The sequence below is a fragment of the Prescottella equi genome, from assembly GCF_002094305.1.
GTDB classification, from domain to species: Bacteria; Actinomycetota; Actinomycetes; order Mycobacteriales; family Mycobacteriaceae; genus Prescottella; species Prescottella equi.
The window spans coordinates 1-20,644 of record NZ_LWTX01000010.1; the positions used below are offsets into that span (position 1 = coordinate 1).

The following is a 20,644-nucleotide window of genomic DNA, read 5'->3' on the forward strand; positions in this document are numbered from 1 at the left end:
TCTGGGTAGCCTGGCTGACCTGGGTTCGGGCAGTGATTCCGGTAGCGACACCGGCAGCCTGGAGACCGGTAGCGGTGAGCTGACAGCCGGCAGTGGCGATCTGGACCTGGGCAGCTTGGGTGAGCTTGCGCTGGGTAGCTTGGCGCTTCCGTTCGGAAGTTTGGCTCTGCCGGTTGTCGGTAGTGCCGCGGCACTCGGGTCCACAGGGGATGCGGGCAGCACCGGTGGTACCGATGTGGGTAGTGCGGACCTCGGTAGCCTGGCGGACCTCGGTTCGGGCAGTGCCTCCGGCAGCGGCACGGGCAGCGGCGGGCTGACCGCAGGAAGCGGTGACCTCGGCTTGGGGAGCCTCACGGACCTCGCCCTCGGCAGCCTCGGACTGGGCAGCGCCGGTGAAACCGAGGCCGGTAGCTCCGAGAACGGCAGCGCCGGTGGCGGCGAAGCAGGTAGCTCCGACCTGGGCAGTGCAGTCCTCGGGAGTGCCGCGGTAGGCGGGCTGGCCCTCGGCAGCACCCTTGCCGGTGGCGGAACCCTCGGCAGTGCGGCACTCGGGAGTGCCCTCGGCGGAGGCGCCGCACTCGGCAGCACCCTGGCCTCGACCGGCAACGCCGGCAGCGGTGCGAATGCCGAAGCCGAAGCCGAGGCCGAAGCCGAAGCCGAAGCCGAAGCCGAAGCCGAAGGCGCGGGCAATGGGAATATCACGCAGCCGATTGCCGCCCAGGCAGCCGCTCTGCAGAACGTGAGCGCGCCCGCCGCGGCGCAGCAGGGGGGCGCTCAGATCTCCGCGGTACCCGTCGGCGGCGTCGAAGCCGGTGACAAGGGCGCCCCGAGCGACACCGCGGGGCGGGGGCTGCTGCTGGGAACCGCACTGCTGCTGGCAGCCACGGCCGGAACGGCCGCAGCCACCGGACGCCACCGCCGCAAGCAGTAGGCAGTGAGTTCGACCGTGAACGACAAGCCGACAGGCCGGTTCCGGAGATCGTCCGGAACCGGCCTGTCGGCCGTTCTTGCCGGGGCCCTCGCATGCGGATTCCTGCTGGCCAGTTGCGCCGCACCCGAATCGGCCGTCCCGGCACAATCCGGTCCGGCACCCACGACGTCAGCCGCCGCCCCGATCGTGTCCGGTCCGGAAAACGCGGTGCTCCGCCCCGACCGACTCGTCGTCGCCGCGATCGGAGTCGACACCGAACTCGTCGATCTCGGGCTGGAGCCGGACGGCACGCTCGAGGTGCCGCCCGGAGCATTCCCCGCCGGATGGTATTCCGGCTCACCGGTTCCCGGCGAACGAGGTCCCGCGATACTCGCCGGCCACGTCGACTGGGGCGGTGAGCCCGGCGTGTTCCTTCGCCTCCACGAACTGGTACCGGGCGACACGATCGACACGATCCGATCCGACGGGGTCACGGCTGTGTTCCGGGTGACGAGAGTCGACCGCTACGCGAAAGCGGAGTTCCCGACCGCGGCGGTGTACGGCAACATCGATCACCCCGGGCTCCGGCTGATCACATGTGGCGGCGAATTCGACACTGCTGCAAGAAGCTACCGCGACAACACCGTCGTCTTCGCCGACCTCGTCGAGGAACGTGTGCAGTCGGCGCAGTGATCACGCAGACGTGCGCCGCCCCCACCGGAAGTACGACAGGGGGCCGATGAAGTTGACGGCGATGATCGCGGCCCACCTCCGCTTGCTGCCGTTGACCTCGTCGCGCGGCCGGGTCGCGAGATCCGCCCACGCGGTCGCCGCCAGGCTCAACTGGACCGAGCCGGCTGCGATGATCACCGCGCGCTGAATCGGGCTCATCTCCGACCACTTCTTCTTCGCCATGGGGCCTTTCCTTCCGTGTCCACAGGTCGACGTCCGCGCTGGTCGAACGCCCTCCGTTCTTCCTACCGGACGACGACACGACGCGGCCGGGCCACACGCGCAGGACGCGCGAAGAGAACGGCTGGTCTGTAGCCTGTCGGGCGAGAACCGGCCGCCCGAAGCCGGGAACGGAGCGGAGAGTGCCGATGGCTGACCTGGTGGTGTTCGGTGACGTGTTGACGATGGACGACGCGAATCCGCGAGCGACTGCGGTTGCCGTCGAGGACGGGCGCATCGTCGCAGTCGGGGCCGACGCCGACGTCGCCGGATTCATCGGCCCTCGGACCGTCGTCCACGACGTCGGAAACGCTTGCATCATGCCGGGATTCATCGAGGCGCACGGTCACCCTCTGAACGAGGCGGTCCTGCTGGGCGAGCCCGTCGTCGATATCCGCCCCGTCACGGTCCCCGACGCCGACGGCGTGCTCGCCACGATCGCGCAAGCCGTCGCGGACGCCGGCCCCGAAGGCGCCGTACTCAACGGCTGGGATCCGCTGCTGCAGAAGGGGCTCGACGAGCCCACTCTGCAGTGGATGAACGAGCAGTCGCCGCACAAGCCGTTGATCGTCCTGCACAACTCCGGACATGCCGCCTACTTCAACTCGACCGCCGCGGCCGCCGCCGGCGTCACCGAGGACACTCCCGATCCGGAGGGTGCCCGCTTCGGGCGCGACGCCGACACCGGTGAGCTCACCGGTGTCGCATACGAGTCGGCGGCCGTGATCGCGATCGCCGGCCCGGTGCTGGCCTCGGCGGCGGGACGATTCCCCGACCTGCTCGCGGCCGAATCCGCGCGACTGAACGCTGCCGGCGTCACCACCGTGAGCGAGATGGCGTTCGACCCGGGCATGCGGGCTCCGCTGGCCGCGGCCGCCGAGGCCGGGGTCCTCACCACCCGACTGCGGCTCTACGAGATGTCGGGGCCGAAGCGCGGGTCCGACCTCGAGCCGGGCGCGGGTGACGAGATGGTGCGGCAGGTCGGGATCAAGATCTGGTCCGACGGTTCACCGTGGATCGGGAACATCGCGCTCAGCTTCGCTTACCTGGACACCCCGGCCACGCGCGCACTAGGCATGGCCTGCAGTCACGGCGGAGCCAACTACACGGGCGAGCAGATCCTCGAGATCAGCACCCCGTACTACGAACAGGGCTGGCAGATCGCGTGCCACGCGCATGGCGACGACGCGATCACAATGGTCCTCGACGCGTGGGAGCAGATGCTGTCCGCGAACCCGCGTGACGATCACCGACTGCGCCTCGAGCATGTCGGTGCGATGCGCCCGGACCAGTTCCGACGCGCCGCCGACCTGGGGGTGACCTGCAGCCTGTTCGTCGACCACCTCTACTACTGGGGTGACGTCCTCGTCGACGATCTGTTCGGTAGCGAGCACGGCGGGCACTGGGCCGCCGCGGGTTCGGCGCTGGCTGCCGGTCATCGCATCTCGTTCCACAACGACGGTCCGGTCACGCCGACCGATCCGCTGCGCAACATCGCGGACGCCGTCACCCGGCGTTCCCGCGGCGGGCGGGTGCTGGCGCCCGAGGAGCGCATCCCGGTGGAGGCGGCGCTGCGCGCCCAGACCGTCGACGCGGCCTGGCAGCTGTTCAGTGAGGATTCCATCGGCGCGTTGAAACCTGGGATGCACGCCGACCTGGTCGTCCTGTCGGCGAATCCGCTCGCTGTGGATCCCGAGCGGATCGCGGACATCGAGGTGCGGGCCACGGTGTTCGCCGGCGCCACGGTGTACGGCAGCCTGAGCTGACGACGAAGAACACCGCCCGGGAATCCCTGGACGGTGTTCTTGGTCGAGCCGTATGGCGATGAGTGCGGTCAGCCGGCCTGCTGCTGCGGTGCCTCGGCCTTCGGCTTGCGGAGCTGCGTGAGCCCCAACAGGGCCGCGGTGACGACGAACCATCCGCCGATCACGAGCAGTCCGTGGCCGACGCCGGTGCCGCCGAAGTAGACGATCGAACGGGTGGCGTCGACGGCACCCGCGCCGATCCAGAAGTGGCTGAGTGCGGACCAGAAGCCGGGTAGGAAGTCGGCGGGGAACGCGCCACCAGCACTCGGGAAGTTCACGAAGATCATCAAGACCATCACGACCATGATCGCGGCCTTGCCGAACACCCGGTTGACGAGGATGCTCACCAACCCCACGACGATCGTGTAGGCGATCACCACGGCGAGCAGCGCGAGACTGGCCGCGAACGACGCGCCGTAGAAGCCGACGAAGATCGCCGAGACCAGATATGCGGCGAGCACACCGACCACCGACATCACGCCCAGCACACCGAGCTGCTGACGCAATCGCATGCGCGGCGCCACCTGGGAGAGCACGGTGATCGTCAGGTACCCGACGATCGTGCAGACCATGACGAGATAGAACAGGCCGGTGCCGGTCGGATCGTCCGCGGCGAGCGGCGCGTGGTCGACCACGTTCAGGTCGACGCCCTGCGCGGCGGCGAGCGGCTGTGCGAGCCCCTCCGCGGCCTGGACCCGCATCGTGCCCTCGGCGGACGCGATGTGCAGGTTCATCGTCGGACCCAGCTCGATCACGCCGGCGATCTCGCGGTTCTGCAGGCGATCGATCGCGCCGGTCGCGTCCGTGGAGGTCTCGAGGTCGAACTTGTCGCCGACGGTCGGAGCGAGCCGGTCGACCAGCGCGGTCGTGGCGGACTCGGGGCCGACGACGACGATCTCCACCTCGCGCGGCGCGGGGTTGTGGAACGCGCTGACATAACAGAGCGCGAACATGACCGCGAAGAACAGCGGAAACACCATCGATTCGACGACGGTGCGCCACTGGGTGGGACCGCCGGCGGCGCCGTCGGGTGCGCCGTGGTCGAGGTGGAGCGCGGGGGCGACCGCCTCGGTGTCGGCCTCCATGGCTCGGTCCCAGTCGTCGTGGCGCTGATCGGTGGTGTTGGGCATCCGCATCGCCCTTTCTGAATCGTCGAAATGTCAACACTGTTGACGCGACGGATAGTCAACAGTGTTGACGACCGGATGTCAACACTGTTGACGTAGGCTCTGCGGCAAGGTTGGAATCGGACACCTCCGAGCGAAGGACGATCGATGACCGTCGAGACACCCGAACCCCACGCCCGCGCGGGCACCGCCCACAACCGCGAAGCGGTGCAGGCGGCTGCCGCGGAACTGTTCGCCGAGCAGGGTTTCGCCGCCACCGGGGTCCGCGACATCGCTCGGCACGCCGGCGTCGATCCGGCGCTCGTCATCCGCTACTTCGGCTCGAAGGAGAAGCTCTTCATCCGGACGATGACGATGTCCGACGCCTTCGTCGAGGTGGTGCAGGGCCCACTGGACGGATTGGGTAGGGCGCTGGTGGATTTCGTCGTCCGACGGACGCGGCGGCAGCAGGCGGACAAGCCGACGGCGGTCTATGCCGCCCTGGTGCGTGCGTCCGACCGGCCCGTCGTGCGAGAGCACCTGCAGGAGGCAATCGACCAGATGATCGTCGCGCCACTGGCTCCGCGTCTGATGGGCGAGGATGCCGAGCTGCGCGCGCATCTGCTGGCCGCGCAGCTGTCCGGACTCATGGCCGCGCTCTACGTCATGGAGAGCCCGTGGCTGCGAGCAGCGCCGATCGACGACATCGTCGAACGCTACGGCGCCGCTCTGCAGGTGCTCGTCGACCGCTGACGCCGGCGACTGTTCCGCTGGATGGGAACCCCGGCGCGCCCCGCCCGGCTCCGTTGAAAGATGGTGTGAATCACATCGGCTTGCGAAAGCGGTGTGGATCACATGACCGAGAGGGGCGAATGTGGGCGTGACGGGCTTCGACGAGGAATTCGATGTGGTGGTGGTGGGATCCGGCGCTGCGGGCGCCGCCGCCGCGCTCGACGCGCATCAGGCCGGCGCCACGGTTCTGGTCGTCGAGAAGTGCGACGAGGCGACGGCGGGCGGCAACACCCGCGTCTCGGGCAGTGGCTGGTGGGTCAACCGGGACCCGGAGCGGGCTCGCATCTTCCTGCACGCGCTGAACGGTCCCTTCCCTGTCGCCGAGGACGTCGTCGAGGCGTGGGCGAGGGAGACGGCCGAGATCTCACCGTGGCTCAAAGGGCTCGGCGCGGACGTCGCCATGAGCGGCGACTACCACACGGAGCCCGAATACCTGGAGCTGGAGGGCAGTGACTGTTACGCCGGGATGGACACCGTCGGCGGCCGGATGGGTAACGGACTGCTCCACGACTTCCTGCGCCGCGCGCTCGCGGAGCGTGGCATCGAGACCCGGTTCCGTACGCCCGCCGTCGAGTTGATCGTCGACGCGGGAGCGGTCGTCGGCGTCGTCGTGGCGGGGCCCGCCGGACACCGACGGATCGGCGCGCGTGGCGGCGTCGTGCTGGCCACCGGGGGATTCGCGGCCGATCCGCAGATGGTGCGGGACTACCTGCGGGTCGAGGACCACGTGCTGTGGGGATCGCCGGCCTCGACCGGCGACGGCCACCGCCTGGCGCAGGCGGTGGGCGCCGACCTGTGGCACATGGACAACATGATGACCATCACCGGGGTGCGAGGCGACGACGAGTTCGGGCACTACCTGGCGTTGTGGAACGCGCACAACTACCTGTGGGTGTCCGGCGACGGGCGCCGTTTCACCGACGAGAGCTCCGAGCCCAAGCACGGCCACACCGCCCGCGGTGGCGCGTACGAGCTGTTCCCGCTGCGCCCCTTCCACCTGATCTTCGACGAGCAGATGCGTACGGCAGGTCCGCTCAGCCCGACGCCCGACGTGCTCCCCGTGGGCTGGAACCTGCTGATGAACGGGAGCCGGTGGAGTGTCGACAACAGCGCGGAGATCGAGAAGGGCTGGATCCGCCGCGCCGACTCGATCGCCGAACTCGCCGACCTGATCGGGGTGGACGCACAGACGCTCGAGCGCACCGTCGAGCAGTACAACGCGGCGTGCGAGGCGGGTCGGGACGACCACTTCGGGCGCGAGCCGCAGACGCTGGGCGCCGTGACGCAGGCACCGTTCTACGTGCTCGAGGTGACGCCACTGCTGGGCTGGAGCAACGGTGGCCCTCGCCGGGACGGGCGAGCGCGCGTCCTCGACACCCGGGGAGAGGTCATCGCCGGTCTCTACGCCGCCGGTGAGGTGAGCTCGACCTACAGCTGGCGCAAGGACGGCGGCTTCCACATCGCCGACGCCCTCGCGTTCGGTCGGGTGGCCGGCCGCGACGCCGCTGCCCGGGCCTGACGTGCACCGGTGGCTCCGCTGCTCCGGCGGAACCACCGGATTCGGGGGAGGGCGCGACACCCGATAACATCCAGGTCGGCTGGCCGATCCCGTGTCGAGCGGCCATCGATGGACGGCGCGGATGGGAGCGGGTGTGCAGGAACAGGAGCCACGGCGTGACGGCGTCGCCGGTCAGCAGGAGCTGATCGCTCAACTGCCGCCGTACACCGAACTGCTGTGGCCCACGCTCCAGGCGCTCATCGCGTTGGGCGGATCGGCGTCGAACAACGAACTCGACGGCGCCGTGGTCGAGCGCCAGGGGTGGTCCCCGGAGTTGCAGGGGGTCCTGCACGGTGAGGGGCCCGGAACCGAGGTCGAATACCGGTTGGCTTGGGCCCGAACCTATCTCAAGGGAATGGGTCTGCTCGCGAACAGTCGGCGGGCGGTGTGGAGTGTCACCAAGCAGGGGCGCGCGGTCACCGAACCGGAATTACGGCCGCTGCTGTTGGCCTTCACCGCAGACAAGCGTCGGCAGCGGCTCAGCCGCAAGGCCAATACACCTGACGCGCAGGTGCTTCCGCTTGCCGACGCCGAGACCGACACCACGCCGGATTCGGCCTACAACGACGCCGACACGGCCGCCTGGAAGTCGACGGTGCTCGAGGCGGTGCTCGGCATGTCGTCCACGGCGTTCGAGCGTCTGACGCAGCGCCTGCTCCGGGAAGCGGGATTCTCGACCGCGACCATCACCGGGCGGACCGCGGACGGTGGTATCGACGGCATCGGTATGTGCCAGATCTCGCTGCTGAGCTTCCCCGTCGCCTTCCAGTGCAAGCGGGTGAGCGGCAGCGTCGGCGCCGGGGCGGTGCGAGATCTGCGCGGAGCAATGGCGGGCCGGGGGGAGAAGGGCCTGCTGATCACGACCGGCACGTTCACCAGCGAGGCCCGGGCGGAATCGCGGCGCGACGGTGCGCCGCCGGTGGATCTGATCGACGGGGACCGGCTCTGTGAACTGCTCAAAGAGCACGGGTTGGGTGTGCAGACCCGGACCCGTGTCGTCGAGGACGTCGCCGTCAACACCGGATTCTTCGCGGGCCTCGAGTCGAGCTAGTGGTACCGAAGTCACCGATGTGACTGACGGAACCAGAGTTGCTGTGGTGGAATAGCCGTCGAATCGACAAGTGCGGGCGCCGAATCCGTCGCCGCACACCCCAGTCCCGGCGATGCGAGGTTTCACGGTGCAGGTTTCCAGGCGAGAACTCTTCAAGTACGCGGCGGCAGGCACCGCGGCAGCGGGGCTCGCGGCGCTCGCAGGACCGTCGGTCGCGAACGCCGGGCCCGCGACCCTGATCGACTACTCGGCCGGCGTGCCGTCTCCGCTGGGCATCCGTGCGGCCGGCCACGTGGGCGCGATCAGGTACGTGTCGGATCGGCGTCCGGGTGCCGAGTGGATGCTCGGCAAGCCCATGCAGTTCGGTGAGGCCGCGGCCATGGCGGCGTTCGGCCTGCAGATCGTCTCCTGCTACCAGTTCGGCAAGGGGCAGACGTCGGACTGGCGCGGCGGCTTCGACGCCGGCATCCGCCACGCGCAACGCGGACTGGAGTTGCACCGGGCTGCCGGCGGCCCCGAGAACCGCCCGATCTACGCGTCGATCGACGACAATCCGTCGCCGTGGGAATTCGACAACCTCATCGCGCCCTACCTGCGGGGCTGGGAGGAGGTCCTCGGGCGGCGGAACGTCGGCGTGTACGCCAACACGCCGACCATCGACCGTTGCCTGCGCGCCGGGATCGGGGGACTGTTCTGGCAGCACAATTGGGGATCCCCGGCCGGCTACGTGCATCCGGCCGCGCACCTGCACCAGTTCGAGATCGACAAGCGACAGATCGAGGGCATCGGCATCGACCTCAACTCGATCCTCAAGCCGCAGTACGGTCAATGGTCGGCGCAGAAGCCGTTCTTCCTGTCATAGTCGAGGAATCGATCCCGGGAGAATCCATCCAACGATGGATTGTGGCCGCGGAATTGTGAGACCGCCGGATACGTAAAGCTAAGGTAATGGCATGTCTGTCGTCTACAACATCCTCGTCGCCGTGCACCTGCTGGGCATGGCCGCGATCGTCGGTGGTTACCTCTCGGTCCTGAAGGCCCCCCGGATCAGCGAGGTGATGGTCTGGGGCGCGCGCATCCAGCTGCTGTCGGGCCTCGTCATCGTCGGCCTCGGCGAAGCCGTCGATTCGCTGGGCAAGGACTACGACCATGCCAAGATCGGCGTCAAGCTGCTCATCACGCTGATCATCGTCGCCGTCGCAGAGATCGGCCGGGCTCGCCAGAAGCGCGGCGAGGGCAACCCGAACTTCGCGCACATCGTGGGCATCCTGGGCATCGTCAACGCCCTGATCGCGGTGCTCTGGACCAGCTACTGACGAACTCGTCGCACACGAGAACGGGCGCCCTCCGCGTACGGAGGGCGCCCGTCGTCGTTCCCGGGTGCTGATCAGCCGGGCAGCTTCGCCATCTTCTCGCGCCACACACGTGCATCCTCGGGCAGGTTGCCCGCGGCCTCCGCATGCTCGCACCACTTCTTCGCCATCGCGAAGAAGTTCATCGGGTTGTAGGCGTCCTCCTCGTGCGACCAGAGGTCGTCGCCCGCGTAGTGGAGGATCGTGATGTTCGCGGCGCCGTGCTCGGTGCCGTCACCGGGATCCTCCATCGGGTTCTGGATCTCGCAGATCACCCAGCCGCGTTCGACGTCGACGACGTGCCAGGAGGCGGGGAACTCGGGCATGCGATTGCCCGGGAACGCGGTCATCGTGCGCGTCACCCAACGGCGAATCTCCTCGCGGCCCTCGAATCGGCCGAATGCGTGCTCGAGGTAGGTGGCGTCCTCGGTGAACATGTCGGCGAAGAGGTTCCAGTCGCCGGTCTGCGTCGCTCGCACGACGGTCTTCTGGTAGTTCTCGAAGGCTCCTTCGAGTTCTTCGCGGGTCCACGGCATGGCTGCGCTCCTCGTGGTCGATGCGGTCGCCCGCCTCGCACGCGGACTCACCTGCAACCTAACGCACGGCTGGAACGTGTTTCAGTTTTTTGCCGGATTCGGGTGGGTTTTCAGGTGCCGTGGAGTTCGGTCCATCGGCCGAAGGGCGGCGGGCCCTCCCCGAGGACCTTCAGGCCGTGTTCGGGTGTGCCCGTTGCCGCGTCGGCATGCTTGACGTGCATCCACTGGTACCCGTTGAGCACGTGTTCCTCGGAGGTGGTCGTGTTGACGACCACGTGGTCGCCGTTGGCCCGCTGTTCGAGCGACCAGCCGCTGTCCGGGCCGGCGAGTACCCACCACTTCTCTCTGCTCATGGTCGTGACTCCCGTCTGGAGTGACTTCACATGCTTCCTCAACGCTACCGCGCCTGCGGAGTGAAACAAGTTGGACGGATGTTCCGATACGCCCGGTGTCGGTCCGGTTCGCAAGAACCGGTCGGCTACCGTTATCGGTCCGAAACCGCTACGACTCGGAGGCTCTCGTGGATTTCCTCATCAACCTGTTCTACGCGATCGCTGCGAACCTGTACCTGGGTTCCTCGGACGGGTCCTCGGGCGGCGGCCAGCAGTAGGACGCCACGAGAACCACGAAGGCCCGCAACCGGATCCCCGGTTGCGGGCCTTCCCCGTATTCGGACGGCCGTCAGGGGTGCTGCGTCCCGGCGGCCGCCGGGCGGGCCTTCGGGATGAGGAACGCGAACGCCAACGACACCAGGGCGGCGACGATCGCGATGACGAACGTCGCGCGGAACGCATCGAACGAGGGAATCGTGGCGGTCCCCAGCGTCACGGTCATGCTCGCCAGGACGACGCTGATGACAGCGGCCGCGCTGGACGTGCCGATCGACCGCATGAGGGAGTTGAGACCGTTCGCGGCGGCGGTCTCCGACACGGGGACGGCACCGATGATCAGCGCAGGCATCGACGAGTACGACAGTCCGACGCCCGCGCCGATGATCATGCCGCCGACGACGATCATCCACACCGAGGACGACAGGAAGTACACGAACGTATAGCCCAGGCCGACGACGACCGAGCCGACCATGAGGGTGAAACGCGGTCCCCGCCAGGCCGAGATCTTGGCGGAGACCGGCGAGAGTGCCATCATCACCATCCCGCCCGGGGCCAGCGCGAGGCCCGCCGTGACCATCGAGAGCCCGAGTCCGTACCCGGTCGATTCCGGTGCCATGAGCAACTGGGGCAGCGTCAGGGAGTTGCCGTACATCGAGAAGCCGATCGCGATCGACGCGAGGTTGGTGAAGAGCACGTGCGGACGGGCGGACACTCGCAGATCCACGAGCGGCCGCGCCGTGCGCAGCTGCAGGAATCCCCAGGCCAGGAACAACACGAGGGATCCTGCGAGCAGGCCGAGGGTGAGTGGGTCGCTCCAGCCCCACGTGCCGCCCTTGGTGATGGGCAGCAGGAACAGGATCAGCGCTGCGCTGAGCCCGATCGCGCCGACGAAGTCGAATCGGCCAGGGTTCCGGACGGAGGATTCCGGGATGACGGCGGCGGCCAGTGCCGCACAGACGAGGCCGAGTCCGGCCGACATCCAGAACAGCACGTGCCAGTCGGCCACCTGCGCGACCGCTGCCGCGATCGGCAGTCCGATCGCGCCGCCGACGCCGAGGGTGGCGCTGACGATGGCCATCGCGCCGGCCACTTTCCGGGGAGGCAACTCGTCGCGCAGGATGCTGATGCCGAGCGGGATCACCCCCACCGAGGCGCCCTGCAAGGAACGACCGACGATGAGCGGGATCAGGGAGTCGGCGAAGGCGCACACCACGGACCCGGCGACGACCAGGCCCAGGCTGATGACGAGGACCTTCTTCTTGCCGAACATGTCGCCGAGCCGGCCGCTGATGGGGGTGACCACGGCGGCGGCGAGGAGAGTGGCGGTGACGGCCCACGACGCGTCAGCCGGTGAGGCCGAGATCAGATGTGGCAGTTGGGGAATGATCGGGACGACGAGCGTCTGCATCAGAGAGACGACGATGCCGCAGAAGCCGAGAATCGCGACGATGGCGTTGCCGGATACGGATGGGGTCGTCTTCACCGTCGAGGACGCGACGGGTGTGGACAAGGAAACTCCTCGAAAGAAACTGCAGAAAGAGAAAATTGGAAGAATGTGTACCGTACACATCGGGCGCCGTACCGCACAACGCGGACATTGCGGGCAATCGAGGTGGAAGGGGTCGGGTTTGTCCGACGAAGACCGGACCGTAGCGGGCGTCGAGTACGAGTTGATGCTCCTGTCGCGCTACCACGCCCTGTCGTGGCAACGGGGACAACAGACCCTCGACCGCTCGGCCTACCTGATCCTCGCGCGCCTGCAACTCGATCGTTTGATGAGCCTCAAGGAACTGGCCGAGGCTTTCCTCCTCGACATCTCCACGGTCAACCGTCAGGTGGGGGCGCTCGAGCGACACGAACTGGTCGAACGCATCGCCGATCCGGACGGCGGTGTGGCGCGCAAGATTCGAGCCACGGAGACCGGCCTGGCGCGCCTGCGAGCCGATCGTGATCTCAACCGCGACGGTGCCGAACGGGTACTCGAGGACTGGGCCCCGGACGAGATCGCGTTGCTCCACGATTTGCTGGTGCGGTTCAACCGGGATGTCGAAGCGCTCGAGGGTCGAGCCTGGCCGAGGCCGGAGTCCGACTAGGACTGGACGTGCAACGTCGTCGACTCGGCGAGGTCCGGTTCGTCGGCGACGACCACGAGGGTCGGACGTTCGTCGGGTGCCTGCCCGACGCCACGCCAGGCCAACAGCGACCAGCGGGACAGGCCCGACAGCAGGGAACCGATGCTGCCGAACGACAGCGAGGACATCGCCGACCCGGCGGAGCCGACGGAACCGATCGACAGGACCGACCCGATGGATCCGATCGACAGGATGGAGCCCACGCTGCCGATGCAGAGGATCGATCCCTCCGATCGGATCGACAGGATGGATCGTCGGGAGTGCAGTGAGCGGATCGACTTCGTCGTCTCGGCCATTCCCCGGTCTACCACGCGAGCCTGGGCCGTGAACAGGGAAAGGCCCCGCCGGAGCCGGCGGGGCCTTTCCCTGTGCGAGCGGGGTTACGCGACCGCGAACATTCCGACCGTCGGCAGGAAGTTGCACGTGATCGGCGCGGAACCGTCGGGCTCGGTGGTGAGGTCGCCGGAGATCACGGCGAGCACACGACCCGGGCCGGTGTTCGCGATCGCCGACAGCGTCGCCGGTCCGTCCGGGTTGATGCGGGCCTCCGTGGTCAACGGCTGGGTCTCGCGGCGGCCGTTGTCGACGTTGATCCACGACACCGTCATGCCCTGGTTCGGGGCCGCCTTCGCGGTGCCGAGCGCGGTGAAGACGAAGCCGGCCTGGCCGGCGCCGGGGCCCGGAGGCGGCAGGTGCGCGGGACCGGGGACGGCCAGGGCCGTGCCGACGGAATCGCTGGACGGGGCGATGCAGCCCTTGCCCACGGTCGGGTACAGGAACTGCGCGATGACCGGGCCGTCCTGTGGGATCTCCGGTCCGCCGCCACCGCTGCCGTCCAGGAACGTGATGACGCGCTCGAGCGTCGACTTCAGTTCCGGCGGCAGGTTCGCGCCTTCGAGAAGGATGCGGGCCTGGGCGAGCAGGTCGGTCTTGGCGTCGACGTCCTGCATGTCCGCCGGCGCCGCCGCGGCACCCAGGATGGCGGGCGCGAGGGAGGTCAGCGCATCGATGGAGACGCCCTCGGGGAGCCCGGGAGGCGTCGGCTGTGCGGCCGCGTTGGCCGGTACAGCGAGCGCAGCGGCGGCCACGACTGCGCATGCAGTGATTGCTCGTCGCGTTCCTCGGTTACGAATCACGGTTTCCCCATCCTTGTCGTTCAGACGCTTGCTGACAGCGTCGGTCTGCCGCACGGGCGCCCACGGCCTCCGTGGTCGCGGGTTGTTCGTCGCGGGTCACTCTATGGATCGATCCCCCGATGTGTACAGACTGTTCTGCACGTCGCATTCGTGATCCACGACCCAGCGGAGTCTATTCAAGCTGTGATGTAACTGCCATCGCCTGGTGACAATATCTGTGACGTATGCGGAAAATGTGAACCTTGATGCAACTGTTACTGATGAGCAAGGTATTTTCGGCGCATCGGGCCGGGGCGTTAGGCTGACGCCACACCTGGTCCTTCCCGCTCCCGCGCCACACTGGGTGCGTCCTGCCAGCACACACGATCACGGGAGAGCGCCGCCAGTGTCCCAGCTTTCACGTGCCGATCGACGGCCGCGTACGGCCGCGGCCGCGCGCGGACTTCTCCGGTGGGCGCCGCTGCTACTCGCCCTCTCGGTGATCCTCCGACTGCTGTGGACCTACCTGACGCCGAACGGTGCGAACTTCGTCGACCTCCACGTCTACGTCGACGGTTCGGCCGCGCTGCTGCGTGGCGATCTGTACGCCTTCACGTACTCCGAGGAGACGCCCGACTTCCCGCTCCCGTTCACGTATCCGCCGTTCGCGGCGCTCGTGTTCCTGCCGCTGCACTACCTGCCGTTCGGGCTGGTCGGGCTTCTCTGGCAGCTCGCCACGGTCGCGGCGCTGTTCTGGGTGATCCGCATCAGTCTGGAACTGCTGCTCGGTGAGGTCGCCCGCGAACGGCACTGGCAGTACGTGGCCGCGGTGTGGACCGCGGTGGGAATCTGGACGGAACCGGTCCGGACCACCCTGGACTACGGGCAGGTCAACGTGTTCCTGGTGCTCGGTGCGATGATCGCCGTCCGCAGCGCCCGGTGGTGGCTGTCTGGTGGCATCGTCGGTGTCCTGGCCGGCATCAAACTGACGCCCGCGGTCACCGGGCTGTACTTCCTGGCGCAGCGTCGTTGGCGGGCCGCGATCTTCTCCGCCGTCGCCTTCTTCGGCACGGTCGCGGTGAGCTACCTCGTGATCGGCGCGCAGGCTCGTGACTACTTCACCTCGAAGTTCGGCGACGCCGACCGGATCGGGCCCGTCGGATCGGCCTGGAACCAGTCGCTGCGTGGCGCGCTGAGCCGCCTGGCCGGTCACGACGTCGAATCCGGGGCGGTGTGGATCGCGGCCGTCGTCGTCTCCGCCGGGCTCGCGTTCTTCGCGTGGCGGGCTCTCGGGCGGGACGACCGACTCGGCACGCTGGTGCTCGTCCAGCTCTTCGGGCTGCTGGTGTCACCGATCTCCTGGGTCCACCACTGGGTGTGGGTGCTGCCGATGTTGATCTGGCTCGTGCACGGCCCGTACGGGCGGCTGCTCGGTTCCCGGATCATCGCGGCCGGCTGGCTCGCCGTGACCGTCGTCGGTGTGCCGTGGCTGCTCAAGCAGATCGAGGACGAGCCCATCTCGCGCCCAGGCGTGCTCGCGTGGGCCGCGACCGTCAACGTCGTCGGGGCGCTGGTGCTGTTCGCATGGGTGGCCTACGCGGGCCGGCGGCACCCCGTCACGCCGACGCCGCCAGATCGTCGATCTGCCGCGCCAACTCCAGATCCGATCCGGTGATCCCGCCCGCGGAGTGGGTGGATAGCGAGTACGTGACCGTGCGCCATCGGATGTCGATGTCCGGGTGGTGGTTCATCGACTCCGCGGTTTCGGCGACGCGGTCCACCAACGCGATGGCGGCGGGAAAGCTCGCCGACTCGATGGTTCGGGTGAGCGACGCGCCGTCGCGGCGCCAGTGCGGCAGATTCGTGAGGGCGGCATCGATCTCGGTGTCGGACAGCAGCTCGGCCATACCTCATGATGGTGCGATGGCGAGGGGACCGCAATGAGCGCTGGACGCGAGGTCGTCGCAGCCGCGCTGATCCGGGACGGACGCCTGCTGCTCGCACAGCGCACCCGACCGCCCGAGTTGGCCGGTCTGTGGGAACTGCCCGGAGGGAAGGTCGAGCCCGGCGAGGCGCCGAGCGACGCGGTGCGCCGCGAACTGCGCGAGGAACTGGGCGTCGAGGCGACGGCAGGGGAGCGGATCGGCGCCGACGTCCCGCTCCGCGGAGGACTGGTGCTGCGCGCCTACCGGGCCGAACTGGTCAGCGGGACGCCGCAGGCCCTCGAGCATGCGGCACTGCGCTGGGTGGATGCACTCGAACTGCGCGAGATCGCCCTCGTCGGCAACGACCGTGGCTGGCTGCCCGAGTTGGTGGCACTGCTGGGCGGGTGACATCGCCACTCACGCGGCGCGCGCCTTCTTCAGGCCCTTCTTGAGTTCCTTCTTGGTCGCGCCCTCGTTCTCGAGCTTCTTCATCCGCATGATCACCACCGGACACTTGAGGCAGCGCGTCTTCTTCCGGCAGCACTTCTTCTTGGGCTTGAGGCCAGAGACCTTGCTGGCCTTCACCTTTCCCTTGCCCATGTGCGAACCCGGCCTTCCTCCCGAGTGCGGTGCCCGGAGCATTCCCGCACGAGAGTAAACCTACCCTTATCCGGGCCCGCGGCAACGACGACCCGACGCCGGACGCAGCGCCGCGGGAGAGTTCGCAGGACCTCCGACCGTAGTGGTGTAGATCACTATCGCCTGGTCAGGGCCGTCGTAGGAGGGGCGCGGTGCGGAGGGCGGCCGCTCGGGCGGGTAGGGTATTCGCTGGCCGCAGTCCCCCGTCGGTGCACACGTCGCGATTCTTCGTGCGACGTCCGGTGCGTTCCGATACTCGGGGGATCGCGAATGGGAATCACGCATGCGCGTAGCGGCAGCCAGAAGCCGTACGACAGCAACTTCGTGTGGCCCCGTCAGCAGCCAGGAGAACGCCCCGCGTGAGCACCACCAATTTCCGTAACGTCGCCATCGTCGCGCACGTCGACCATGGCAAGACCACCCTCGTCGACGCCATGCTGCGCCAGTCCGGCGCCTTCGCCGAGCGCGCCGAGCTGGTCGACCGCGTCATGGACTCCGGTGACCTCGAACGCGAGAAGGGCATCACCATCCTCGCGAAGAACACCGCCGTCCACCGCCACAACCCGGACGGCACCGTCACCGTCATCAACGTCATCGACACCCCGGGCCACGCCGACTTCGGTGGCGAGGTCGAGCGCGGTCTGTCGATGGTCGACGGCGTCGTGCTGCTCGTCGACGCGTCCGAGGGTCCGCTGCCGCAGACCCGCTTCGTGCTGCGCAAGGCGCTCGCCGCGTCGCTGCCGGTCATCATCGTCGTGAACAAGACGGACCGACCCGACGCGCGCATCGAAGAGGTCGTCACCGAGGCCCAGGACCTGCTCCTGGACCTGGCGTCCGATCTCGACGACGAGGCCGCCGCCGCCGCGGAGGCGCTGCTGGACCTGCCGGTCCTGTACGCGTCGGGCCGCGAGGGCAAGGCGTCGATGAACCGTCCCGAGGACGGACAGGCGCCCGACACCGAGAACCTCGACGTGCTGTTCGACGTCCTCATGGAGCACGTGCCGGCGCCCAAGGGTGATTCCGCCGCGCCGCTGCAGGCCCACGTCACCAACCTCGACGCCTCCGACTTCCTCGGTCGCCTCGCGCTGGTCCGCATCCACAACGGCGAGCTCCGCAAGGGTCAGAACGTCGCGTGGATGCACGCCGACGGCGTCAAGAACGTCAAGATCACCGAGCTGCTGAAGACCGTCGGCGTCAACCGTGAGCCCGGCGAGGTCGCCGTGGCGGGTGACATCGTCGCCGTCGCGGGTATCCCCGAGATCATGATCGGCGACACCCTCGCCGACATCGAGAACCCGGTGGCTCTGCCGACCATCACCGTCGACGAGCCGGCCATCTCCGTGGTCATCGGCACCAACACCTCGCCGCTCGTCGGCCGGGTCAAGGGCCACAAGCTCACCGCCCGCATGGTCAAGTCGCGTCTGGACTCCGAGCTGATCGGCAACGTGTCGCTGCGCGTGCTCGACATCGGACGCCCCGACGCGTGGGAGGTCCAGGGCCGTGGCGAGCTGGCACTGGCCATCCTCGTCGAGCAGATGCGCCGCGAGGGCTTCGAGCTCACGGTCGGCAAGCCGCAGGTCGTCACCAAGCATGTCGACGGCAAGCTGCACGAGCCCTTCGAGGAGCTCACGATCGACACCCCCGAGGAGCACCTGGGCGCGATCACCCAGCTGCTGGCCAACCGCAAGGGCAAGATGGTCCAGATGACGAACCACGGCACCGGCTGGGTTCGGATGGAGTTCATCGTTCCGTCGCGTGGCCTCATCGGTTTCCGCACCGACTTCCTCACCGAGACCCGCGGCACCGGCATCGCCAACGCCGTCTCGCACGGCTACGCCCCGTGGGCCGGCGAGATCCGCGCCCGCCACACCGGCTCGCTGGTCTCGGACCGCACCGGCTCGGTGACCCCGTTCGCGATGATCCAGCTGGCCGACCGCGGCACCTTCTTCGTCGAGCCCGGCTCGGACACGTACGAGGGCATGGTCGTGGGTATCAACCCGCGCGCCGAGGACCTCGACATCAATGTCACCAAGGAGAAGAAGCTCACCAACATGCGCTCGGCGACGGCCGACGCGACGGAGACGCTCGCGAAGCCGATCGAGCTGACCCTCGAGGCGGCGATGGAGTTCTGTGCCGCCGACGAGTGTGTCGAGGTCACTCCCGAGGTCGTGCGCGTGCGCAAGCTGCATCTGTCGCAGACCGATCGCGCTCGCGAGCGTTCGCGCGCGAAGTCGCGTGACAAGGCCGCGCTGTAAGTGTGTGACGCGTTCCGTGCGCGTTGTGCGAGGCTGAGTGCTCGCGCAACGCGCACGGGCGGGTGTGCCGCTCGCGGACGGGAGGGCCGGTAGTGGCGCACGTACGGCACGGGATGTTCCGTGCATTGGTTCCGAGGACCCTGGCTGCGGTGTCGCTGCTGGCGCTGGCGGCCTGTACCGCCAACCCGCCGCCGCCGGTCGAGAGCACCGACAGCCCCAAGCCGACGACTGCGGTTCCCACCAAGAACACCGTTGCCGTCGCGATCGACGACGTGGGCATCGGGTTCAATCCGCATCTCCTCGCGGACCAGTCACCCGTCAACTCGGCGGTGAGCGCGCTGGTGCTGCCCAGTCCGTTCCGTCCCGCGCTCGATCCGGCGCGCCCCGGCGTGACGCTGTGGGTGCCCGATCCGTCCGTGCTGGTGTCGGCGACCGCGGTGCCGCCGGAGGCTCCGACGACCATCACCTACCAGTTGCGGAACGAGGCCCAGTGGTCGGACGGTGCTCCGATCGCGGCCGAGGACTTCCGCTACCTGTGGCAGCAGATGATCACCCAGCCGGGCGTCGTGGATCCTGCGGGCTACGGTCTGATCGACGACGTCGAGTCGTCCGGGGGCGGCAAGACCGTCACCGTGACTCTCACCGCCCCGTATCCGGCGTGGCGCGAGCTCTTCACCGACCTGCTGCCGTCGCATCTGGTCAAGGACACGCCGGGCGGCTTCGCCCGCGGGCTCGGTGACAGCATTCCGGTCTCGGGGGCGCAGTTCCACATCAAGTCGGTCGATCGCGGCCGCGACGAGATCGTGCTCGAGCGTAACGACCGGTTCTGGGGCACCCCCGCCAAGGCGGATCAGATCCTGATGCGCCGCGGTGGCTCCCCGGCCCAGCTCGCGGACTCGATCCGCTCGGGCGACGCCCAGGTGGCCCGCGTGCACGGCGGTGCCGCCACACTGGGGCAGCTGTCGGTCATTCCCAGCGTGCGCACCGGCACCGAACTGCAGCCACGGGTGCTGTCGGTGACTCTCAACGGCCGGGTGTCCACGCTGGCCGAGCCCACGGTCCGCAAGGGCCTGTTCGGACTTCTCGATCCCAACCTGCTGGCCACGGTGGGGGCGGGCAGCGAATCGTCCGCCACCCCCGCGCGCGCACAGGTGCTGGCTCCGTCCGACCCGGGGTATGCGCCGACGGCGCCACCGCCGCCGACGCGGGAGCAGGCCTTCGGGGCGCTCGCCGGTGCCGGCTTCCAGGTCGTCCCGACGCTCGCCGAGGGCAACGACCCGGAGACCGTCACCGTCGGACGTCTGGTGCGGGACAACGAGCAGTTGACCCTCGTACTGGGTGCGCCGGAGAACGACGACATCGCGATCGCCGTCGCCAACACTGTCGCCGACCAGTGGCGGGGGGCGGGTATCGCGGCCTCGGTGCGTGCGCTCAAGGCCGAGGACCTGTACGGCGAGGCACTCACGTCGGGCACGGTCGACGCCGTCGTCGGTTGGGAACGCGCCGGGTCGGACCCGGCGACGTCGCTGGCGTCCCGCTTCGGCTGCCTGCCGCTGGACACGTCGGAGTCGGCACCGGATACGACGCCGCAGACGACGTCTCCGGCACCCACGTCCGCGGCCACGCCGGCGCCGTCGGTGCGCTCTCCCAGCAACCTGTCCGGTCTGTGCGATCCCGGCTTGCAGCCCGGGATCGACGCGGCCCTGCGTGGCCTCGACGACCCGGCGCGGGTCATCGCCGACGCCGAGCCCCGGCTGTGGGAGTTGGCGGCCGTCCTGCCGGTCCTCCAGGACAACGCGATCGTGGTCGCCGGTCCAGGTGTGGAGGGCGTGTCGCTGGCGGGTCCGATCCCGGTGGGCATCTTCGGCGACGCCGGAGTGTGGACCCGCACGACGAAGTGAGTGAG

22 protein-coding genes are annotated in these 20,644 nt (G+C 68.6%); 13 read left to right on the plus strand and 9 right to left on the minus strand.

Translation table 11 applies throughout. The features are described from left to right. Together A6I89_RS24885 and A6I89_RS20435 are read left to right on the plus strand one after the other, a co-directional pair. Positions 1-931, plus strand: a 931-nt coding sequence (locus A6I89_RS24885) for a hypothetical protein (RefSeq protein WP_237171835.1), incomplete at its 5' end; no start/stop codon positions are given. A gap of 3 nt (positions 932-934) precedes the next feature. Next, positions 935-1,603, plus strand: coding sequence for a class F sortase (locus tag A6I89_RS20435; RefSeq protein WP_022594808.1), 669 nt, complete (start codon positions 935-937; stop codon positions 1,601-1,603). On the opposite strand, the gene A6I89_RS20440 is transcribed toward A6I89_RS20435, so the two are convergent. Continuing rightward, entirely contained in the window at positions 1,604-1,825 is a 222-nt protein-coding gene (locus A6I89_RS20440) for a PLDc N-terminal domain-containing protein (RefSeq protein ID WP_005514534.1), read from the minus strand. Positions 1,826-2,010: 185 nt separating this feature from the next. Here A6I89_RS20440 and A6I89_RS20445 point away from each other — a divergent pair, with 185 nt between their 5' ends. After that, positions 2,011-3,627, plus strand: a complete 1,617-nt coding sequence (locus A6I89_RS20445; RefSeq protein WP_013415358.1) for an amidohydrolase — start codon at positions 2,011-2,013, stop codon at positions 3,625-3,627. A gap of 68 nt (positions 3,628-3,695) precedes the next feature. Here the strand turns inward: A6I89_RS20445 and A6I89_RS20450 are convergent, their stop codons facing one another. After that, positions 3,696-4,796 (minus strand): ABC transporter permease, encoded by a 1,101-nt coding sequence (locus A6I89_RS20450; protein WP_232244702.1) that lies wholly within the window; start codon positions 4,794-4,796, stop codon positions 3,696-3,698. A 144-nt stretch (positions 4,797-4,940) separates the two neighbouring features. Between A6I89_RS20450 and A6I89_RS20455 the strand changes: the two genes are divergently transcribed. The 5 genes from A6I89_RS20455 (at position 4,941) to A6I89_RS20475 (ending at position 9,489) form a co-directional block, all read left to right on the plus strand. Further along, positions 4,941-5,525, plus strand: coding sequence for a TetR/AcrR family transcriptional regulator (locus A6I89_RS20455; protein ID WP_005514528.1), 585 nt, complete (start codon positions 4,941-4,943; stop codon positions 5,523-5,525). Positions 5,526-5,646: 121 nt separating this feature from the next. After that, positions 5,647-7,083 (plus strand): FAD-dependent oxidoreductase, encoded by a 1,437-nt coding sequence (locus tag A6I89_RS20460; RefSeq protein WP_013415360.1) that lies wholly within the window; start codon positions 5,647-5,649, stop codon positions 7,081-7,083. 133 nt (positions 7,084-7,216) lie between these two features. Further along, positions 7,217-8,173 carry a restriction endonuclease gene (locus tag A6I89_RS20465; protein ID WP_013415361.1) on the plus strand — a complete coding sequence of 319 codons (957 nt, stop codon included), beginning with the start codon at positions 7,217-7,219 and terminating at the stop codon, positions 8,171-8,173. A 112-nt stretch (positions 8,174-8,285) separates the two neighbouring features. Beyond that, positions 8,286-9,035: a DUF1906 domain-containing protein gene (locus A6I89_RS20470; protein WP_044990716.1), complete on the plus strand. Its 750-nt coding sequence runs from the start codon at positions 8,286-8,288 to the stop codon at positions 9,033-9,035. 91 nt (positions 9,036-9,126) lie between these two features. Further along, on the plus strand, positions 9,127-9,489 hold the full coding sequence (locus tag A6I89_RS20475) for a hypothetical protein (protein WP_005514524.1): 363 nt from the start codon (positions 9,127-9,129) through the stop codon (positions 9,487-9,489). 71 nt (positions 9,490-9,560) lie between these two features. Here the strand turns inward: A6I89_RS20475 and A6I89_RS20480 are convergent, their stop codons facing one another. The 3 genes from A6I89_RS20480 to A6I89_RS20490 all read right to left on the minus strand — a co-directional run bounded on the left by A6I89_RS20480 (position 9,561) and on the right by A6I89_RS20490 (position 12,242). After that, entirely contained in the window at positions 9,561-10,061 is a 501-nt protein-coding gene (locus A6I89_RS20480) for a nuclear transport factor 2 family protein (protein ID WP_013415363.1), read from the minus strand. Between the two features lie 110 nt (positions 10,062-10,171). Continuing rightward, positions 10,172-10,414, minus strand: coding sequence for a hypothetical protein (locus A6I89_RS20485; RefSeq protein ID WP_005514519.1), 243 nt, complete (start codon positions 10,412-10,414; stop codon positions 10,172-10,174). Positions 10,415-10,742: 328 nt separating this feature from the next. Beyond that, positions 10,743-12,242, minus strand: a complete 1,500-nt coding sequence (locus A6I89_RS20490) for an MFS transporter (protein WP_080559270.1) — start codon at positions 12,240-12,242, stop codon at positions 10,743-10,745. 58 nt (positions 12,243-12,300) lie between these two features. On the opposite strand from A6I89_RS20490, the gene A6I89_RS20495 reads away from it, so the two are divergent. Further along, complete coding sequence (locus tag A6I89_RS20495) at positions 12,301-12,765, plus strand: MarR family winged helix-turn-helix transcriptional regulator (protein WP_022594816.1); 465 nt, start codon at positions 12,301-12,303, stop codon at positions 12,763-12,765. Here A6I89_RS20495 and A6I89_RS20500 read toward each other — a convergent pair. Further along, on the minus strand, positions 12,762-13,100 hold the full coding sequence (locus A6I89_RS20500) for a hypothetical protein (protein WP_022594817.1): 339 nt from the start codon (positions 13,098-13,100) through the stop codon (positions 12,762-12,764). The two genes, A6I89_RS20495 and A6I89_RS20500, sit on opposite strands and share 4 nt — an antisense overlap. Positions 13,101-13,184: 84 nt before the next feature. After that, positions 13,185-13,940: an Rv1157c family protein gene (locus tag A6I89_RS20505; protein ID WP_041674609.1), complete on the minus strand. Its 756-nt coding sequence runs from the start codon at positions 13,938-13,940 to the stop codon at positions 13,185-13,187. Positions 13,941-14,325: 385 nt separating this feature from the next. Here A6I89_RS20505 and A6I89_RS20510 point away from each other — a divergent pair, with 385 nt between their 5' ends. Then, positions 14,326-15,594, plus strand: coding sequence for a mannosyltransferase (locus A6I89_RS20510; protein WP_013415368.1), 1,269 nt, complete (start codon positions 14,326-14,328; stop codon positions 15,592-15,594). On the opposite strand, the gene A6I89_RS20515 is transcribed toward A6I89_RS20510, so the two are convergent. Next, entirely contained in the window at positions 15,536-15,826 is a 291-nt protein-coding gene (locus tag A6I89_RS20515; RefSeq protein WP_005514511.1) for a 4a-hydroxytetrahydrobiopterin dehydratase, read from the minus strand. The genes A6I89_RS20510 and A6I89_RS20515 overlap by 59 nt on opposite strands. Positions 15,827-15,859: 33 nt before the next feature. Between A6I89_RS20515 and A6I89_RS20520 the strand changes: the two genes are divergently transcribed. Next, positions 15,860-16,252: a (deoxy)nucleoside triphosphate pyrophosphohydrolase gene (locus A6I89_RS20520; protein ID WP_005514509.1), complete on the plus strand. Its 393-nt coding sequence runs from the start codon at positions 15,860-15,862 to the stop codon at positions 16,250-16,252. A gap of 9 nt (positions 16,253-16,261) precedes the next feature. Here A6I89_RS20520 and A6I89_RS20525 read toward each other — a convergent pair whose 3' ends face one another. Then, positions 16,262-16,444 carry a hypothetical protein gene (locus tag A6I89_RS20525; RefSeq protein ID WP_005514508.1) on the minus strand — a complete coding sequence of 61 codons (183 nt, stop codon included), beginning with the start codon at positions 16,442-16,444 and terminating at the stop codon, positions 16,262-16,264. A gap of 398 nt (positions 16,445-16,842) precedes the next feature. Here A6I89_RS20525 and typA point away from each other — a divergent pair, with 398 nt between their 5' ends. Together typA and A6I89_RS20535 are read left to right on the plus strand one after the other, a co-directional pair. Continuing rightward, entirely contained in the window at positions 16,843-18,738 is a 1,896-nt protein-coding gene (typA, locus tag A6I89_RS20530; protein WP_005514506.1) for a translational GTPase TypA, read from the plus strand. A gap of 113 nt (positions 18,739-18,851) precedes the next feature. Further along, entirely contained in the window at positions 18,852-20,639 is a 1,788-nt protein-coding gene (locus A6I89_RS20535) for an ABC transporter family substrate-binding protein (RefSeq protein ID WP_172504564.1), read from the plus strand. Positions 20,640-20,644: the final 5 nt, after the last annotated feature.

What these genes read in the sequence shown, in the direction of transcription:
- A6I89_RS20480 (WP_013415363.1), bottom strand. Translation starts at nt 10,061, where the DNA reads ATGCCGTGGACCCGCGAAGAACTCGAAGGAGCCTTCGAGAACTACCAG.
- A6I89_RS20520 (WP_005514509.1), top strand. Translation starts at nt 15,860, where the DNA reads ATGAGCGCTGGACGCGAGGTCGTCGCAGCCGCGCTGATCCGGGACGGA.
- A6I89_RS20525 (WP_005514508.1), bottom strand. Translation starts at nt 16,444, where the DNA reads ATGGGCAAGGGAAAGGTGAAGGCCAGCAAGGTCTCTGGCCTCAAGCCC.
- A6I89_RS20440 (WP_005514534.1), bottom strand. Translation starts at nt 1,825, where the DNA reads ATGGCGAAGAAGAAGTGGTCGGAGATGAGCCCGATTCAGCGCGCGGTG.
- A6I89_RS20535 (WP_172504564.1), top strand. Translation starts at nt 18,852, where the DNA reads ATGTTCCGTGCATTGGTTCCGAGGACCCTGGCTGCGGTGTCGCTGCTG.
- A6I89_RS20490 (WP_080559270.1), bottom strand. Translation starts at nt 12,242, where the DNA reads ATGTGTACGGTACACATTCTTCCAATTTTCTCTTTCTGCAGTTTCTTT.
- A6I89_RS20515 (WP_005514511.1), bottom strand. Translation starts at nt 15,826, where the DNA reads ATGGCCGAGCTGCTGTCCGACACCGAGATCGATGCCGCCCTCACGAAT.
- A6I89_RS20475 (WP_005514524.1), top strand. Translation starts at nt 9,127, where the DNA reads ATGTCTGTCGTCTACAACATCCTCGTCGCCGTGCACCTGCTGGGCATG.
- A6I89_RS20470 (WP_044990716.1), top strand. Translation starts at nt 8,286, where the DNA reads ATGCGAGGTTTCACGGTGCAGGTTTCCAGGCGAGAACTCTTCAAGTAC.
- A6I89_RS20455 (WP_005514528.1), top strand. Translation starts at nt 4,941, where the DNA reads ATGACCGTCGAGACACCCGAACCCCACGCCCGCGCGGGCACCGCCCAC.
- A6I89_RS20450 (WP_232244702.1), bottom strand. Translation starts at nt 4,796, where the DNA reads ATGCCCAACACCACCGATCAGCGCCACGACGACTGGGACCGAGCCATG.
- A6I89_RS20445 (WP_013415358.1), top strand. Translation starts at nt 2,011, where the DNA reads ATGGCTGACCTGGTGGTGTTCGGTGACGTGTTGACGATGGACGACGCG.
- A6I89_RS20485 (WP_005514519.1), bottom strand. Translation starts at nt 10,414, where the DNA reads ATGAGCAGAGAGAAGTGGTGGGTACTCGCCGGCCCGGACAGCGGCTGG.
- A6I89_RS20500 (WP_022594817.1), bottom strand. Translation starts at nt 13,100, where the DNA reads ATGGCCGAGACGACGAAGTCGATCCGCTCACTGCACTCCCGACGATCC.